This is a genomic window from Nostoc sp. (genome assembly GCF_036917135.1).
Classification (GTDB): domain Bacteria; phylum Cyanobacteriota; class Cyanobacteriia; order Cyanobacteriales; family Nostocaceae; genus Nostoc.
In genome coordinates this window covers 55,320-73,759 of record NZ_JBALEA010000033.1, presented here as the reverse complement: position 1 = coordinate 73,759, position 18,440 = coordinate 55,320, and the positions used below count along the sequence as shown (strand labels likewise).

Genomic DNA, 18,440 nt, shown 5'->3' with positions numbered 1-18,440 from the left:
GACATTGAGAAAATTCTACAAGGGATTTATTCCCGTCTCGAAATCCCACCCAATGGCCAGTTGTTGACGTATACGCTCTCCGAACCACCTTCATGTGGGTGCAGCGCAAACGTCACCGCTTCACTACAACTGGCTAGAATTCAAACAGAAAACACATAGTACGAATGCACTTACCAGATTTAAGTCGGGTGATGACAGTGCTTGAGTTAGCTCAAGCGTAATCAAAATTTGTAAAAAAATATATCAGACTGAAAAATTTAAATTAACTTGCTGTACTGTTTGTAACAGTATATTAACATTATACAGTAGCTTAACCAGGCAAATGGTATGTGCTGTGATCACGAAGGTGTCATAAGTATCTTCTTTGGATATAACTTATGAAAATCTTGTTAGTAGAGGATGACGTGTTACTGAGTACAGCACTTTTCAAGTTGTTGAGTGCAAATCATTATACTATCGACATAGCAAGCAATGGACAAGCTGGATTAGAACTAGCGATATCGGCGGAATATGAGTTGATTTTGCTGGACTGGCTAATTCCAAAACTGGATGGCATAAGCTTATGTCGGCAACTGCGATCGCAAGGCTATGGTAAATCTATTTTGTTGCTAACAGGGAAAAATTCTAATGCAGATATAGTCGCAGGGTTAGATGCCGGAGCAGATGATTATGTCATTAAGCTAGAACAGCAATTTGAGCAACAGCGCTTAGTGATGGAGATGAGCCAGCGTATCCGGCGATCGCTCAATTTTCAAGATATCTTACAAACCACCGTCGATGAAGTGCGGCAGTTTCTGGAGTGCGATCGCGTCACTATCTTCCAATTTTATCCAGGTTGGGGTGGAACGATTGTTGTGAAGAATTTAGAAGTCAAAATTCAGGATTCAGAATCAAGACACTCTCTGAGAGATGCTGGGCAACACAGACTTAGGGAACTCCAAGAAATAAATTATCCAATCTTGTGGGGTGGGCGTCTCGCCCGCCCAAGTCATAGGGCACTCATGTTGCCCACCCCACAAGAGTTAGTTGGATATTTTTTTTGTCAGTCCCTTACAGCGTTTTGCAACTAGATAAGGTACACCCTTCGCCAACCCTTAGTTGACACTGGTAAATGCGATCGCACAATCTTAAGGAATAGGGATGAGGGAGTGAGAGAAAAAAAACCAATACTTCGGCTTACCTCGGCTCCCTTCGACTGCGCTCAGGGCGAGTCGCTCGGCACAAGTCGCGGTTCGTGAGCGTAGTCGTTCGCCTAGCGTCTCGTAGAGAAGGGCAGTACAAGTGCCCCATAGCCAATGACAAATGACCAAATTCTGTGACAATGATTAACAACCAGCCAGAATATTGTATCTAAACAACTCATGAGCCAGAGTTCTGAAAATAGCCCTTTACCAGGCAAACCAGTTCAATCATATTTCCAGTGGTTATACGCTTTCTGGAAATTCTCTCGCCCGCACACGATTATTGGTACAAGTCTGAGTGTTTTGGGTTTATATTTAATTGCCATTGCCATTAGTAATCCTACTGATTCCCTATTCCCGTTCGGCTACGCTCACGGCAAGCCTACTCCTCACTCCCATTCGACTACGCTCACGGCAAGCCTACTCCCTGTGTTGGGCGCCTGGATTGCTTGTTTGTGCGGCAATGTCTACATTGTGGGGCTGAATCAATTAGAAGATGTGGAAATTGACAAGATTAATAAGCCTCATTTACCCTTAGCATCGGGTGAGTTTTCCCAGCAAACAGGGCAATTAATTGTTGCTTTGACTGGGATTTTGGCGCTAGTTGTGGCGTGGCTAACTGGGCCGTTCTTATTGGGGATGGTGGCCATTAGTTTGGCCATTGGTACAGCTTATTCTTTACCGCCAATTCGCTTAAAACAGTTTCCTGTTTGGGCGGCGCTGTGTATTTTTTCGGTGCGGGGTACGATTGTTAATTTAGGATTGTATCTGCATTACAGCTGGGCATTGCAACAAAGCCAAACAATTGTGCCTGTGGTGTGGGTGCTGACGTTATTTATTTTGGTGTTTACCTTTGCGATCGCTATCTTTAAAGATATCCCCGATATGGAAGGCGATCGCCTCTACAATATTACTACTTTCACAATCCAACTAGGCCCGAAAGCTGTGTTCAATCTGGCTCTTTGGGTAATAACTGTCTGCTATCTAGGAATAATTCTAGTTGGGGTGCTACGCGTCGCCTCAATTAACCCCATATTCCTGATAGTGACTCATTTGGGGCTGTTGGTTTGGCTATGGTTGCGGAGTTTGAAGGTAGACTTACAAGATAAAAGTGCGATCGCTCAATTCTACCAATTTATCTGGAAACTATTTTTTACGGAATATCTGATTTTTCCTATCGCCTGCCTTTTGGCTTAGACAATGCTAGAAACCTTTCCCACTAGTTCTATTATCGCTGCTGTTGTAGTTGTGATCAGTCTGTCAACCCTTGGCTATTTCGGCTGGAAAACTTTGATTACCTCAGACTTGTTTCAAAAAGGAATCAATCTGGCTCAAGCAAAAGATTACCAAGGTGCAGAAGCAGCCTTTCGCAAAGTCATTTCTCTCAACTCTACTAATGATGTGGTGCGCTTATTTTTGGGAGATGTTTTAAACCAGCAAGGACAAGTAGAAGAAGCAACAGAATTATTCCGGGAAGTAATTCGCCGCAGTCCGAAAAATCCTGATGCTTACTTGCGTCTGGCGAATATTCTCATGCAGCAAGAGCGAGAAGAAGAAGCTAAAACTAACCTACTACAAGCTAAAGATTTATTACAAAAACAGCGCCAACCTGAAAAAGCTAAAAAAATCGCTCAACTGTTAGATAAAATGAGTGCTAAGTCTAGTAAATCTTCAATTGAGTAAGAATTGCGTAGATAAAATCTTCCTGTTCAGTCTCCTAATTTTTTTTACCATTCCCATCATTATGGTGAGAATGGTTTTTATTTTGGAATTTACCAATGTCTGCCGTAATTATGTCCGCAGTTTTCACAAGTTTGACCACTTCCTTCATAGCCCTTACGGACTGACAAATAAAAAAAAACATCCCAAATTTTCTTGTGGGATGGGTGTCCCCACCCGTCCCAATACTGGTAGGTTAAGGAATTTCTTGGTTAAGGTAAGCAGGGGTAGCAGGGGGAAAAATGGAGGCAGTGTCTTCCCTGCTTATCTGAGGAATATTGCCACCCGTCCCAGATTTAGGGCGCTCATGTTGCCCACCCCACAAGATGGATCATTTATTTCTTGTCAGTCCCTTACAATAGACATCTCCAGAACCCTTGTAGAGACTAGGACTAGCCCTTTAAGGTGGGTAGAAATTTTGCTCAAAGAATCCCTCTTGACTCTGTGTTCTCTGCGCCTAATAAGGTTAGATAAATTACTTTTAAACCGCAGAGTCACAGAGAAGAGCGACAAGCTCCATAGCCGGCAATCAATTGATTTAGAGGAGAAAATTCGGGGGATTTTAAAAGCTTGTATTTTGGCAAAACATCTATGAGAGTAACAACTTTCTTGGTTTGCCAAGATATATTATAGTCTCCCTAAACAGTGCAGGAGTTAGACACACTGTATCAATAGTATTTTAGCACTAAAATACTATTAAGCGAGGACAGCGATTTAATCGTAGATTTTATAGATTCCCAAAAATCAAGTGTTTATGTTAGACATAATATCAGAAGTGTGGACTAAATTTTTGACATCAGAATCATTTATTCCACATGGGCACTGCTATCTATGGCAAACTAATTTAGTTTGGTTACACATATTATCTGATGCATTTATTGCACTAGCTTATTACTCGATTCCAGCTACACTATTTTACTTTGTCCGTAAGCGGCAGGATTTGCCCTTTGATTGGATCTTTCTCCTATTTAGTGGATTTATCGTAGCTTGCGGCACCACTCATTTAATGGAGATTTGGACACTTTGGCATCCAACCTATTGGGTGTCAGGATTTCTCAAAGCAGTAACTGCAACAATATCTGTAATTACAGCATTAGAACTTGTACCTTTAGTTCCACAAGCCCTGGCACTTCCTAGCCCGGCTCAACTAGAACAAGCAAATCAAGAGCTTCAAACACAAATAGCCGAGCGTTTACGGATAGAAGAGGAACTGCGAAAATACCAGAATCATCTGGAAGAAATGGTTGCTGTTCGTACCAATGAAATTACCAACACTAACGAGCAATTACAACAAGAAATCCTGGAACGCCAACGCATCTTAGAAGTTCTCCGACAAAGTGAAGAACGCTACCGTTACTTAGCTGAGGCAATTCCTCAACTTGTATGGACAACTAATGCTAACGGTGAATGTGATTATTTTAATCAAAATTGGTGCGATTATACTGGGCTAACATTAGAGCAGTCCTTGGGTTCTGGTTGGTTAGCGGCATTGCATCCAGATGATCTTCAAAGTGCTGATGAGGTGTGGTCTGATGCTGTAAAAAATAAGACTATATATAACAATGAATATCGCTTCAAACGGGCTTTGGATGGCTCCTATCGTTGGCAGCTAGCGCGAGGTTTACCGCTCAAAGATGAGCAAGGTTTTGTAGTGAAGTGGTTTGGAACGTGTACAGATATCCACGAACAAAAACAAATACTTGAAGAGCGAGCGCAACTGTTGGAATTAGAACAAATAGCACGAGCAAAAGCAGAAACAGCCAATCGAATTAAAGATGAATTTTTAGCCGTCCTCTCTCACGAACTACGCACTCCACTAAACGCAATTCTCGGCTGGTCAAAGTTGTTGCAAAACCGCAGGTTAGACCAAACAAAGACATTTGAAGCACTAGCCACAATCGAGCGGAATGCCTCATTACAGGTTCAACTCATTGAGGACTTGCTGGATATCTCCAGAATTTTACAGGGCAAACTGACGCTGAATATTACGAAGATTAACTTAGAGTCTATGGTCTTGTCGGCACTACAGACAATGCATTTAGCGGCAGAAACAAAGTTGATTAAGGTGAATACAGCATTTGCACCCCTTACGGGACAACTGATGGGCGACTCGACTCGTTTGCAGCAAGTCGTTTGGAATCTTCTTTCTAACGCGATCAAATTTACACCCAAGGGAGGAAAAGTAGAAGTGCGACTAGAGCAAGCTGATGGCTATGCTCAAATCATAGTTAGCGATACAGGTAAGGGAATTAGTGCTGAGTTTTTACCTTATGTGTTTGATTATTTCCGCCAAGCAGATAGCACATCTACTAGAAGTTTTGGTGGATTAGGACTGGGATTGGCAATTGTCCGTAATATTATTGAAATCCATGGCGGCATCGTCAAGGCAGAGAGTCAGGGTGATGGGAAAGGGGCAATATTTACTGTTAGCTTACCGCTTCTACCAGATGAAAGCCCAAAGCTGAAGGATGAAGAAAACTATCCGACATTCTTAACTACTAACTCCTTACCCCTCATTGGCATTCGAGTTTTAGTTGTGGATGATGATGCTGATTCACGAGATTTTGTTGCTTTTGTATTAGAGCAAGATGGGGCTTCTGTCATCGCGGTATCTTCTGCTTATGAAGCATTACAAACTTTAGCAGAGGTAAAGCCAGATGTGTTGGTTAGTGATATTAGTATGCCAGATATGAATGGCTATATGTTAATAAATCAAGTCAGAACTTGGACACCAGAACAAGGTGGACAAATTCTGGCAATTGCCTTGACTGCCTTTGCTAGAAGCGATGACCAGCAAGAAGCACTAAAAGCTGGGTTTCAGATGCATTTAGCCAAGCCTGTTAACCCAGAAGAATTAATTGCAATCATTGCACAACTTATGGAAGTAAAAGTGTCAGTAATTACCTAAAAAACGACTTTTTACCGAAGAATAATTTAGAATTCAGGAGCCAGAATTCAGAATAGATTCTGTGCGACTAGATGGGGAAATTAACCTGCGATCACAGGTTAATTTGGCTCGTAAAATTGGAATCTGGAATTTGGCACTTTGCAATAATTTTCAAGGTTGACTTTTCACTCTTAAAGACATGAGGTAGGATGCACGCTGAAATTATCTCTCTCTGAATCATAGGATCAATCATTCTGTGGAGTTCTCTTAGGAAACCCACGCTAGGCGCGATCGCTGTCCCTCTTGTTCAGGGCAATGGGATTCCCACTGAGCGAATAGCAAGTTTAACAGCCCCTTTGACTACATCACTCACTGTCGCATCGCCTAAAGATTGCCCCCACTTCACGAGTTTCGCTTTCATTGTCGGGTTATCTTGAGCCTGAGTTGCCAGTTCCGTTGCAACTTGCTTTTGGGCAACATCAACATTTACGCCTTGATGTTGCAACTGTTCGATCAAAGTTTGTATCTGAGTTGCTGCTTGAGCCAAATCCTGACTCATATTCACAATATAATCACGCTGAACATAAGTTCCACTGATGGATTCATTGTAATTGCCATCACCATTAAGATTAATTACACGATCACCGCTCATATTAGCTCCCATTTCAAGTGCTTTAAAGATAACTTCTGCCAGAGACAGTTGATTGTCATGTTTGTCCGACCCAGGGTCTTGTAGATGGTTTTGCTCAACTTGCTCCAATTCAGTTTTGTATGTCTGATAAAACTTGTTTTCAACTGCGCTTGTGTCAGCATGATTGGGAACTTGGATCTTAACCAGAGCATCCTCTCCCATCATCTCGAACCCCTGTAATTGATAATGGTTTCCGTGCATCAGCTGTCGAAACGCAGCAGTTAAAGCTTGTCGGTTATCCTCGCTGCGAATGAGCAATTGCAGGATTGAATTATCCTTTCTGAAAAACTTCTCGAAGTCCCCATATCTAAAATTGTTCGGGCTAGGAGGGAAGCGTCGCCGACCCGCCATAGGATCAGGAAGCTCCTCCAGAAATATATAGTCGCATATCACCTTGCTGAGAATTGTCGTTTCATCAATAGTCCAATCCTCTAAGCAAGCGCCAGTTAAACGGGTGTTACTTAAGTTTGCACCATCTAGTTTAGCTTGCTGTAGGTTTGCATGCTCCAAGTTAGAACCCCTCAGACTTGCCCGATTAAGATTTGTTCCAATAAAGCTAGATTTAAATAAATTGGCTTCCTCTAAGTTGATACCTTCAAGGTTTAGACCATTAAATTCTTTGTCTTTTACATTTCGTCCCAGAACCAATTGTCTAACTTTTAGGTACTTAAGATAGCTATTTCCAACACGAGCATGTTCTAAGGAGTTAACTCCTCGCCAACGGGTTCTTGTAATTATTGCTTTTTTGAAATTTGCACCTTTAAGAGTAGCTGAAGTAAAAGTAGCGTCAGTCAAATCAGCCTCATTAAAAAGAGTTCCTCCATGAGTGGCTATTCTAATGTACAGCCTCCAAAGCCAATTAAACTGAGTATTTTCAGTAATCGCCGAGCGAGAGAACCAACAACCAAAAATCGCTCCAATTATTGATGCGAGAAATGCTGAAATCCATGCACCATTTGTAATATTGGGGTTATTGGGGTTCTTCGCGTGACTGCCCAAATTATAAACAATATGTCCTAATTCGGGAGGCAGCGAGTCCTCATAAATCGCAAATATTGTCGCCTTTGTTATAACTATTAAGATTAGAACCAATAATAATGCAGTCATAAAAAAACTACTCAAATCTTCTTCTTCATTTGTTGCTATTATTAATGCAACAATAAGTACGATAACAATTGCAACAACTCCTGATATTACAGAAGTCAACACCCAATCACGAAGAAAATTGAGTAAAAATGTACGTGTAATCATAATAATAATAACTGATGAAAATGCTATAAATATTGAAAATAGAAAAGATGGTTTTTGACGAGAATTACGGAAAAAATATAGTAAAAATGTAATACTTATAGTCGTTGTAAACGCTGAAATCAAACATAAAAATATATGGATGCCGTATAAAATAAATGACCAAGAGCGAGTCAACCCTGCTTGCGCTCCGGTAAAATTCGCCTGATTAAGTAGAGCATCTGTAAAGTTTGTTCCTTCCATTTTCGCATTGCTAAAATCTACTTTAGGGAGTGAAGGATCAACACTGGCTGAGGCATGGGTAAAGTTTGCCTCACAAAGATTTGCGCCATGAAAATTCGCCCCTTGGATTTCGGCATTGTTAAAATCGACATTGCGGAGATTTGCTCCTCGAAGGTCTGCTCCTCGAAGGTCTGCTCCACTAAAGTTTTCTCTTCTTAAATCCTGTCCACGATAGTTCTGATTTCTTAAGTCTCGACGACCAGAAGGGTTATACATAGCAAGTAAGTATTATGTAGGGCTGATGTATATTTGATTTTAGAGATAGCACAAAAATCTGTTAGAGTCTAGATATTCAGTAAAATCTATATTACATATAGGATTCATATTTGATTTTTGAACGAATACGTAGGGTGTGTTGTCGCCAAGCGCCGCACTAAAGTCCAGAATACGGTGCGTTACACTTCGTGGTAACACACCCTACATATACTTAGATTTTTTCAGAAATCAAATCGGATTCCTATATAAACCAAGCAGGTAAGGTAATAAAAATGCTGAAAAACAAGAATCTACTGGTAGCAGCTATTATCTGCTTGTGTTTGAATAATGGGAATACTGCCTTTGGTAAAGATGTTGGCGTTGTTTTAGCAAAAATTCCAGACTCAAATCAAGCAGCACTTACTGAGAACAAAAATGCAGCTGCTAACTTTGAGCAAGGAAATAATCTCTATAAACAAGGAGATTTAAAAGGAGCAGAGGCGGCTTTTCGGAAGGCAATTGAACTAGAACCCAACTTTGTACAAGCTTATATTGGCTTGGGAAATACTCTTGACGCTCAAGGTAAACCAGAAGAAGCGATCGCACTATACAATCAAGCCATCACCTTTTATCCTAAGTATGCAGACGCTCACTATTACTTAGGGAACGCCTTGTATGCTCAAGGAAAACCAACAGAAGCAGTGGCAGAATATACAGCAGCCATTGTCTTAGATCCGAAAAATTCAGCAGGTTATAACGCCTTGGGAAATGCTCTCTACGCTCAAGGCAAATTAGAAGAAGCGATCGCACATTACAAAAAAGCCATAAGTTTTGATCCTAAGTATGCAGATGCTCACTATAATTTAGCAAGTGCTTTATACGCTCAACAGAACCTAGCAGAGGCAGTTGCCGAATATACCGAAGCGATTCGCCTCGATCCCAAACACGCACAAGCTTACACGGGTTTGGCAAATGCAATGGACGATCAAGGTAAGCCACAAGAAGCGATCGCACATTACAAAAAAGCCATTAGCCTTGTACCCAACTATGCTTATGCTTACTATAATTTGGGCATCACCTTGGGAAGGGAACAACAGCTAGAAGAAGCGGTTTTTAATCTTAAAAAAGCCAGAGAGTTATTTCAAGCTGAGGAAAACAAGGAGATGGTTGAGCAAGTTGATCAAGTAATCCAAAAAATTAATACCCGAACGAATTGAATAAAGGGGATTGGGGATTGGGGATTGGGAAAGAAGAACTATTGATAAATGACAAATGATCGTGACTCAAGAAATAGGCAAAGTCTACCTCGTAGGTGCTGGGCCTGGAGATGCGGCATACCTGACAGTAAAAGCTTACAATCTCTTAGCTGCTGCTCAGGTGTTAGTCTACGATGCTTTAGTAGATGCTCAATTATTGCAGTGTGTACCAGATAATTGCCTGAAGTTGGATGTTGGCAAACGGGGCGGTAAACCTAGTACAAGCCAAGCAGAAATTAACAAGTTACTGGTAAACCACTGTCTACAAGGAAAACAAGTTGTCCGACTTAAATCAGGCGATCCGTTGATTTTTGGGCGTTGTACTTCCGAAATTGAAGCTTTGAAAGCATCCGGTTGTGATTTTGAACTAGTACCAGGAATTTCCTCAGCTCTTGCAGCACCTTTGTTAGCAGGAATTCCCCTCACAGATCCGGTGTTGAGTCGCTGCTTTGCAGTGTTTACCGCTCACGAACCAGAGGTTTTGGACTGGGAGGCACTGTCACGCTTAGAGACACTGGTAATTTTGATGGGGGGTCAACATCTACCAGAGATTGTACATCAGCTGGTGCGATATGGGCGATCGCACTTAACACCTATTGCCATCATCCGTTGGGCAGGAACTCCCGATCAACAAATTTGGATCGCGCAACTGGGGAATATTGTGGAACAAACCACCGAATTATCCCTTTCTCCGGCGGTAATTGTGATTGGTGAAGTTGTTGGGCTACGGAAGTACCTACAACCTGAGAAAATAGATGATCAGAATTCGACTACAGCCAAAACTCTTAGCCCCCCTGCTATGTTAAGCAACTTCCCCCAATCTCCCCTTGCCCTTACTGGTAAAACAATCTTGGTGACACGTTCCGTTGGACAGTCGAGCCAATTTAGCGATCGCCTCATGGCATTAGGTGCAACAGTCATCGAAATGCCTACCTTAGAAATCGGCCCGCCCTCCAGTTGGGAAGATTTAGATAATGCGATCGCTCATTTATCTGAATTTGACTGGTTAATTCTTACTTCTACCAATGGCATAGACTACTTTTTTGAAAGGCTAATTGCTCAAGGTAAAGATACCCGTGCCTTAGCTGGCGTTAAAATTGCCGTTGTTGGCGAGAAAACAGCCCATAGTCTCAAGCAACACTCTCTGCAAGCAGATTTTATTCCCCCCAACTTTGTTGCCGATTCTTTAGTAGAAAATTTCCCAGAGAAACTGGATGGTAAAAAGGTTTTATTTCCCAGAGTGGAAAGCGGCGGCAGAGAAGTTTTAGTTAAAGAATTAACTGTTAAGGGAGCAAAGGTGATAGAAGTTGCTGCATATCAATCGTGTTGTCCTAATAGTATCCCACCTGCGGCAGAGTTAGCTCTCCAAAACGGCAAGGTAGATGTGATTACCTTTGCCAGTTCTAAAACTGTACAATTTTTCTGTCAACTTACTAACCATATATTTTCCAGCAATTATAATGCTAATGCGAGTCAATTCTTAGAAGGAGTTTGTATTGCCTCTATCGGGCCTCAAACCTCTAAAACTTGTCATGTTTTATTCGGACGAGTGGATGTAGAAGCTGAAGAATATACTTTAGATGGTTTAACCAAAGCATTGATAATATGGGCGAAAAATTCTTAAATGAGGGGGATCAGGGAGATGAGGAAGCAGCTTGAGAAAGAATACCCCATACCCAATGACTAAACGTATAATCGGCTTAACCGGAGGTATTGCCACTGGTAAAACTACTGTCACCAATTATTTAGCCAGCACTTATAATCTGCCGATTTTGGATGCAGATATATATGCTAGAGAGGCAGTATCTTTAGGTTCGCCTATTCTGGGTGCGATCGCCGGGCGTTATGGCGAACAAATTTTACTACCAGATGGCAGCCTCAACCGCCAAAAGCTAGGCGAAATTATCTTTAATCATCAAGATGAACGCAACTGGATAGACGATTTGATTCATCCTGATGTGCGCGATCGCTTCTTCAAAGCAATTGCCCAGTCCTCCTTACAAACACTGGTGTTAGTAGTGCCTTTATTATTTGAAGCTGGGATGACTGATTTAGTTACAGAAATTTGGGTAGTGCGTTGTTCCCAAGAGCAACAACTACAAAGATTGATCCAACGAAACCATTTAAATAAAGAACAGGCACAAGCCAGAATTAACAGCCAATTATCTATCGAAGAAAAAGTGGCTCATGCAGATGTTGTTTTAGATAACTCCTCCACCCTAGAAGTACTGCTCAAACAGGTGGATATAGCCCTACAAACTAGCAGTAGCCGAGACTAGAGTCTATTGATCTTAAAAAATCCATCTGGGGGACATTATTATCAAAATATAAAATTTTGATAAATTAATATCATCTGTTATAGCAAAAAACACTCATGTCTGACAAAATATTATCTAGTGATTCGGTGATTTTACAGTTGAATATATGGTTAATATTATTGTAAATTTAATTTGCCAGTAAAAAATAGCTGATCTCAACTCGGATATTTTATTAGACACTCAACATTTCTGGCAATCAAGTAATCAATAGTATTAGCAACAGGTAATTTCACCTGATATATATAGAATCATTAATGATATCAATGATTTGTTTTACATAAAATACTATTTCGGATATAATAAGTATTAATATCTCAAAATTAAGTTTGCGAATAACTGATCTTTTAATTATCAGTTCTATTTTGAAATTTTTATTAAATGCCTTCTCTTCAATCAGAACAGGTATGAACTTAAGTTTTACTTTTTTAAACAAATTAACTCTGATTATCTCTCCAATAAAGGAATTAAAACATAAAAAGAAAATACACGATTACAGCCAACAAGTTTCGGGAAGTGACTACGTATTTGAGCGCATCAATGAAGGAATGATTGGGTACATGACTGGTGTAGGAAAAGGCATCAAACCCTGCGATCGCATTATTTTACGACAAGGTTGTGAATCTTATCAATATCAAGTTGAAGAAATTGATTACTACTCCGATCCATCTGATATGTGGATAGCTTTACTTAAGCAAGTACCGATTGAATAATATGAAAATCAGTTGCTTCAATTAAATATCTGAAGACTCTTCTTCTACTAGAGAATAATAGAAAGAATGGATCTATTTTAAGTTTATCAAAAAATGAGCTATTAAAGTATTCCTCTCGTAAGATAACAAGTAAAGTTACTTTCAACCCACAATTTGGCTTTCTTTTACCATCACTGCGATCGCTTAATATTCCCAGTGAAGTTTGTTGCGATCGCCTTAATACACCTGTTACCTTAGCGACGGTAAGCTAGTTAGAACTCAATTTGGGTTAAGCATTTCTTCCTTCTCTGGCTTTGCGTCCTTGGTGTCCTTCTCTAACGAGACGCTGCTCGATGGCGGTTTGTTAAAAAATTGACAGTATTTTATAAGTCTGGGGTTACACAGACAAAGCCTGCGGTAGCAAGCTATATTTTAGTTCCTAAATGTGATAAGTGTTAAGGCGCTCCCATTTTAATAACAGTAAGTGAATGTTCTAGTTAAAGAGGTATAAAATAAGTGGCAAAAGACAGTCAGATAAAAATTGAAGAGATTAACGATAGATCACCACATTTACCAGCCGTTATAAAACTATGGGGTATGAATAGGACAACCCTTGGCTTTTTCCCTAAAGGTGCTTTTGCAGACCATGCAAAGAATCGCCAGATACTTGTAGCTCTTGATCCTCAAGCAGGATGCATTGGCTATTTGTTATATCGACATTCCTATGATCGGATCACAATCGTTCATCTTTGCGTTGATGGGGAGCATCAAAACAAGAAAGTGGCAAGGTTACTTGTCAATCACCTCAAACAAATAACTCAAGAAAAATATACAGGTATTGGCTTAAACTGCCGTCGTGATTATGACTTAGCAGGTATGTGGTCAAAATTAGGTTTCGTTCCTCAATATGAGAAAGAAGGAAAGAGTAAAGATAAGAAGTTGCTAACTTTTTGGTGGTTTGATCACGGGCATCAAAACCTATTTTCTAATACTCACATTCAAAAACTTGAGTCAAAGCTATGCGTTGTTATCGATGCCAATATCTTTTTTAATTTATATAGAGATGAATATAGCAGTAATGAAGAATCTAGATTACTATTGGCTGATTGGTTAGAGCCAGAGTTAGAATTATGCATTACCGATGAAATATTTAACTATATAAGTCTTGTTAATGATGATAAGGAAAGAGAATCACAAAGACAACTAGCAAAACGTTTTGTCAGCTTACCCTCTCTAAGTAAAAATTTAGATGAAATATGCCAAAATCTCAAAAAGTTTATATATCCAAAAAATATAATTTTTTCTGAACTTGATGTACGTCATTTAGCCAGAGCTATAGCCTCAGACTCTCACGTATTCGTAACCAATAAAAAAGAACTGTTAGATATTACAGATGAAATTTATGATAGATTTAGGCTCTCTATTCTTACTCCTAATGAACTGCTTACTCAATTAGACGAGCTTCGCAATAAGCCTGATTATCAGCCTGTACGTTTGGCTGGTACTCTCCTAAAGCAAGTACCAGTTCAAAGGGGACAAGAAGATTTGTTGACCAATTATTTTACTTGTATAAATCAAGGTGAAACAAAAACTGCATTTCAACAGCAGTTACGTCGATTTCTCACTGAAGTAGACAAATTTGATTGTTATATAGTTGTCGAAGGAGAAAATAAACCACTTGCTTTATTTGTGTATGGTAAATATAAAAAAAATGAGCTAGAAGTTCCACTTCTCCGAGTTGGGAATAATCACTTATCAGCTACACTGGTACGGCACTTGATTTTTCAATCAGTATTACATTCTGCTAATGAACATCGGCAATTTACTAGAATTACTGACTTAACTTTAGACGAAACTGTTATTACAGCTATTCAGGAAGATAATTTTATCCGAGTTAATAACGGATGGTTAAAGATAAACTTAGCAGTTGCTGAAACTGCATCTCAGTTATCAATGCGCCTCGCTACTTTAGCCTCTAATTTAGGGCAAGAATATAATTTTTGCATTCAAATTGCTGATAGTCTCAATACAAACAACTTAACTACAGATGTTCAAGCATCAGCAAATATTGAACGATTCCTTTTTCCAGGAAAGATTATTGATGCTGAAATACCCAATTTTATCATTCCCATTCAACCCAGATGGGCACAAGATTTATTTGATTCAAATTTGGCTAGTCAAACTCTATTTGGATCAAAAATAGAACTTGCTTTTAACCGTGAAGCCGTCTACTATCGATCAGTTAGGAACTCAAGAGGCTTAAAAGCTCCATGTAGGATTATTTGGTATGTGAGCCAGGGTGATTATAATTTTTACTGTGGAATAAGCTCTGTTCGAGCCTGCTCGTTTCTAGATGAGATTATCATCGATCAACCTAAAAATCTTTATCAACGTTTTCAAAGGCTAGGAGTTTATAAGTTGGCTGATATTATGAATGTAAATCAAGATAAAGATGGCAATATTATGGCAATTAGATTCAGCAATACTGAGTTATTTAAATTTCCTATAAATTTCAAGCAAGTTCAAAAAATTATTAATAAAAAAGAATCATTCCAGTCGATTTGTAAAATTAGCAACGATTCGTTTAAAAAGTTATATAATTTAGGATATGCCAATAAGATATAGATAAAGTTTCATGCCTAACAACATACTTTTATTGTCAATCAAACCTAAATACGCAGAAAAAATATTTTCTGGAAAGAAACAAGTAGAACTCCGTCGTGTTCGCTCTCGATTAAATATGGATGACTTGGTTCTAGTCTATGTCTCATCTCCCAAAAAAGCTTTAGTAGGTTCATTTGAAGTAAAGTATATTACTCAAATAGAAATTAAAAAATTCCCGAAAGACTTAAATGAGTTTTGGAATCAGGTCAAAAATATAGCGGGAATTAGTTCTAAAGAATTTCAAAGTTATTATGATGGTGCTTCAGTAATAGTTGGTATTTTTGTAAAAAATATAAAAACTTTACCAGATCCTATTGAGTTAACACAGCTAAGAGAGAAAATACCAGAATTTCGCCCTCCGCAAAGTTATCGTTACTTAAAGGAAAGTGAGTTCAAGATGTTTGAGTCTATGATGCAAGGTATAACAATAAATTCTTCGTGTAAATAAATAGATTTTGATTATAAATAAATTATTTATCAAATCATCTAAAGTTAATTAATGATCATGCTAGCTGACCATAAATCTGAATTTGTGAGTTTATTTCAGGAATTCATAATCTCATATCCCTACACACCATCTGGCATAAGTCATACAAACTCATATACTCAACAGCGTCAGCAGAGATGTCGTGATTTTGAAGCGATTGCAGTAGCAGTAGACTCTGGAGAAAACGTAACAGAATCATTGTTGCTACCTCTATTGCTACCTTACGATAACAATACCAAAAATGCTCAAAGGGGAGCTTGGATTCATGTTGCTTCGTCTGTGACAAAAGATATAAAAGAATTGTTTGAGGGAGCAAAGTGGGCAAAACCCGAAAATTGGCAGCAAATTTATCTTGCGATTTGGAATTTTGTTCGTTGCTGCAATGATAATCCAGAGCAATTATCAGCAGCTTGTAAAGAATTTTCACAGATGCCCTATTCTAAGGATTTCCAAACGGAAATACTCACGCCTGTCCTTAACAGCCTTCGACCAGATGAATTCCTTTTGCTCAACAATGAATTGCTGCGAGTAATCAACTATTTTGCTAATACAGACTATAAAGCAAGGCTGATAGATTATCCAGCAGCCAACAGTACAGGACACCAACTGATTAAAGAATTTGCTAAAGTGATGCGCCAACCAGGTGTACCAGCTTTGCGAGATAATGACCTGTTTGATATGTTCTCTCACTGGCTGGTAGAGGTGAAGAAATATGACTTCAGCAATTACAACCTCAAAAATACCACTTATTTGAGTAAAGAAATTAAGTTTCCAGAATATACTTTGTCTCAACTTACTGAAGAAATAGGTCTTAATGAAACAATACTAGAAAGCTGGATACGCACGATTAATCGTAAAGGTCAAGCAATTTTATATGGTTCACCTGGAACAGGAAAAACTTATCTTGCTGAAAAACTTGCCAAATATTTAATTGCAGACGGTGAAGGATTTTCAGAACTGGTTCAATTTCATCCAGCGTACTCTTATGAAGACTTTATTCAAGGTATTCGTCCCCAAAGCCAAAATGGAATATTAGCATATCCACTGGTTCCAGGAAGATTTTTGGAATTTTGTAAAAAAGCTGAGTATCGTAAAGATATTTGTGTTCTAATTATCGATGAAATAAATCGTGCAAATTTAGCTCAAGTTTTTGGTGAATTAATGTACTTGCTTGAGTATCGAGATAGAGAAATTCCATTAGCTGGCGGTAACAGGTTTCGCATCCCAAAAAATGTCCGCATTATTGGCACGATGAATACAGCAGATAGGTCTATTGCCAATATAGATCATGCGCTACGTCGCCGGTTTGCATTTATTGAACTTCGCCCAAATTATGATATCCTGCGACGTTATCACCTAAAAATAGGTTTTCCAGTAGAGGGATTAATTAAGATTTTACAGCAATTAAATCAGGCGATCGCAGATAAAAATTACGAAATTGGTATTTCATTCTTTTTAACAGACAACCTACGTGAAGATATAGAAGATATATGGCGTATGGAAATTGAGCCATATTTAGAAGAGTACTTTTTTAACAAACTAGAAAAAGTAGATGAGTTTCGCTGGGATGAAATAAAAAATCAACTATGGATCTAAACTCAGCAAAACCAAGAATTATTGAACTTACAGAATACGAAAATAAATCATTTCAGCGTGATGAAATACCCGATTCAGCCGGGGTTGAGTTATACGAGAAATACAAAACACAAGTAGATATAGAATTTCCTACCTATAAAACGAGAGAACATTGGAAACTGAAAGCTAAAGGATGGGTAGGTTACATTCCTGTAACTCCTGAATTGCATCTCAAAATAAATCCGAAAGTCCCTATCAAAAACCTCTTCGGAATGCTGGAATATGCCTACAATTTAAAAGGGTTTCGCTTTCTCGAAGGGATGATCGATTGTGAATCTCTAGAGGAATTTTATAATAATCTGGCTCAGATATTATCCCATCAAGTTTTAGAGCGATGCCGCAAAGGATTATATCGTACTTATTTGCCTAAAACACAGCAGTCTTCTTATGTGCGGGGAAGGCTAGATATGCGACAGGTCATTCAAAAGCCGTGGAATGTTAAACTTAAATGCGATTACGAAGAACATACGGCTGATATTAAAGAAAATCAAATCCTGGTATGGACACTTTATATCATTGGTCGTAGCAGTTTATGTTCAGAAAGAGTATCACCAACTGTACGAAAAGCTTATCACGCTCTACAAGGATTAGTAACGCTACAACCTTGTACCGCAGAAGATTGTATTACCAGACAGTACAATCGCCTCAATCCAGACTATGAACTATTACATCATTTATGTCGATTCTTTTTAGAAAATAGTAGTCCCAGTCATGAAAAGGGAAATTACAAAACCCTACCCTTTCTCGTCGAGATGGCACATCTATATGAGCTTTTTGTTGCAGAATGGCTTCAGAAAAACACCCCAGAAGGCTATTTTTTCAAACAGCAACATCCGATAGAAATTAGTCAGAATAGGCACTTCAGTATAGATATATTACTGTGTGATGCTGCTAGTGGTAAAACAATAGCAGTTTTAGATACAAAGTATAAAGCCCCAGAACAGCGAGGAAATACAGATATTCATCAAATGATCAGCTATGCCAACACAACAAAATGCAAGCAAGCCTTTTTGATATACCCCAAAGAATTGACACAGCCACTAGATATTAAAAGCGATCAAATCCGAGTCCACAGCCTCACTTTTTCCCTAGATGATAATCTCGATCGCGCAGGTCAAAACTTCTTAAAAAACCTTTTTATTTTCTTCTAATCTCCTCATAATTCATACCCCTAATTAGTAAAGGGGA

At 39.0% G+C, this 18,440-nt stretch carries 13 protein-coding genes; 12 read left to right on the top strand and 1 reads right to left on the bottom strand.

Features of this window, described 5'->3' with window-relative positions; genetic code table 11:
• The first annotated feature begins 377 nt into the window (after nt 1-377).
• The 4 genes from V7K50_RS10080 (at nt 378) to V7K50_RS10065 (ending at nt 5,808) form a co-directional block, all read left to right on the top strand.
• Nucleotides 378-1,070, top strand: a complete 693-nt coding sequence (locus tag V7K50_RS10080) for a response regulator (protein WP_334959579.1) — start codon at nt 378-380, stop codon at nt 1,068-1,070.
• Between the two features lie 291 nt (nt 1,071-1,361).
• Nucleotides 1,362-2,378: a homogentisate phytyltransferase gene (locus tag V7K50_RS10075; RefSeq protein ID WP_334959577.1), complete on the top strand. Its 1,017-nt coding sequence runs from the start codon at nt 1,362-1,364 to the stop codon at nt 2,376-2,378.
• A gap of 3 nt (nt 2,379-2,381) precedes the next feature.
• A complete protein-coding gene (locus V7K50_RS10070) occupies nt 2,382-2,864 on the top strand; it encodes a tetratricopeptide repeat protein (RefSeq protein ID WP_334959575.1) in 483 nt (160 codons plus the stop codon).
• Nucleotides 2,865-3,654: 790 nt separating this feature from the next.
• Nucleotides 3,655-5,808, top strand: a complete 2,154-nt coding sequence (locus V7K50_RS10065; RefSeq protein ID WP_334959573.1) for a hybrid sensor histidine kinase/response regulator — start codon at nt 3,655-3,657, stop codon at nt 5,806-5,808.
• 286 nt (nt 5,809-6,094) lie between these two features.
• On the opposite strand, the gene V7K50_RS10060 is transcribed toward V7K50_RS10065, so the two are convergent.
• Complete coding sequence (locus tag V7K50_RS10060; protein WP_334959571.1) at nt 6,095-8,224, bottom strand: pentapeptide repeat-containing protein; 2,130 nt, start codon at nt 8,222-8,224, stop codon at nt 6,095-6,097.
• A gap of 272 nt (nt 8,225-8,496) precedes the next feature.
• Here V7K50_RS10060 and V7K50_RS10055 point away from each other — a divergent pair, with 272 nt between their 5' ends.
• The 8 genes from V7K50_RS10055 to V7K50_RS10020 all read left to right on the top strand — a co-directional run bounded on the left by V7K50_RS10055 (nt 8,497) and on the right by V7K50_RS10020 (nt 18,403).
• Nucleotides 8,497-9,420: a tetratricopeptide repeat protein gene (locus V7K50_RS10055; protein WP_334959569.1), complete on the top strand. Its 924-nt coding sequence runs from the start codon at nt 8,497-8,499 to the stop codon at nt 9,418-9,420.
• Nucleotides 9,421-9,475: 55 nt separating this feature from the next.
• Nucleotides 9,476-11,083, top strand: coding sequence for a uroporphyrinogen-III C-methyltransferase (gene cobA, locus V7K50_RS10050; RefSeq protein WP_442944570.1), 1,608 nt, complete (start codon nt 9,476-9,478; stop codon nt 11,081-11,083).
• Nucleotides 11,084-11,138: 55 nt separating this feature from the next.
• Nucleotides 11,139-11,738 (top strand): dephospho-CoA kinase, encoded by a 600-nt coding sequence (coaE, locus tag V7K50_RS10045; protein ID WP_334959567.1) that lies wholly within the window; start codon nt 11,139-11,141, stop codon nt 11,736-11,738.
• Nucleotides 11,739-12,181: 443 nt separating this feature from the next.
• Nucleotides 12,182-12,487, top strand: coding sequence for a hypothetical protein (locus V7K50_RS10040; RefSeq protein WP_334959565.1), 306 nt, complete (start codon nt 12,182-12,184; stop codon nt 12,485-12,487).
• Between the two features lie 495 nt (nt 12,488-12,982).
• Nucleotides 12,983-15,091, top strand: coding sequence for a GNAT family N-acetyltransferase (locus V7K50_RS10035; RefSeq protein WP_334959563.1), 2,109 nt, complete (start codon nt 12,983-12,985; stop codon nt 15,089-15,091).
• A 10-nt stretch (nt 15,092-15,101) separates the two neighbouring features.
• Nucleotides 15,102-15,578 carry an ASCH domain-containing protein gene (locus tag V7K50_RS10030; protein ID WP_334959561.1) on the top strand — a complete coding sequence of 159 codons (477 nt, stop codon included), beginning with the start codon at nt 15,102-15,104 and terminating at the stop codon, nt 15,576-15,578.
• Between the two features lie 57 nt (nt 15,579-15,635).
• Nucleotides 15,636-17,213, top strand: a complete 1,578-nt coding sequence (locus V7K50_RS10025) for an McrB family protein (protein ID WP_334959559.1) — start codon at nt 15,636-15,638, stop codon at nt 17,211-17,213.
• Nucleotides 17,204-18,403: an McrC family protein gene (locus V7K50_RS10020; protein WP_334959557.1), complete on the top strand. Its 1,200-nt coding sequence runs from the start codon at nt 17,204-17,206 to the stop codon at nt 18,401-18,403. The genes V7K50_RS10025 and V7K50_RS10020 overlap by 10 nt, the downstream gene beginning before the upstream one ends.
• Nucleotides 18,404-18,440 lie beyond the last annotated feature (37 nt).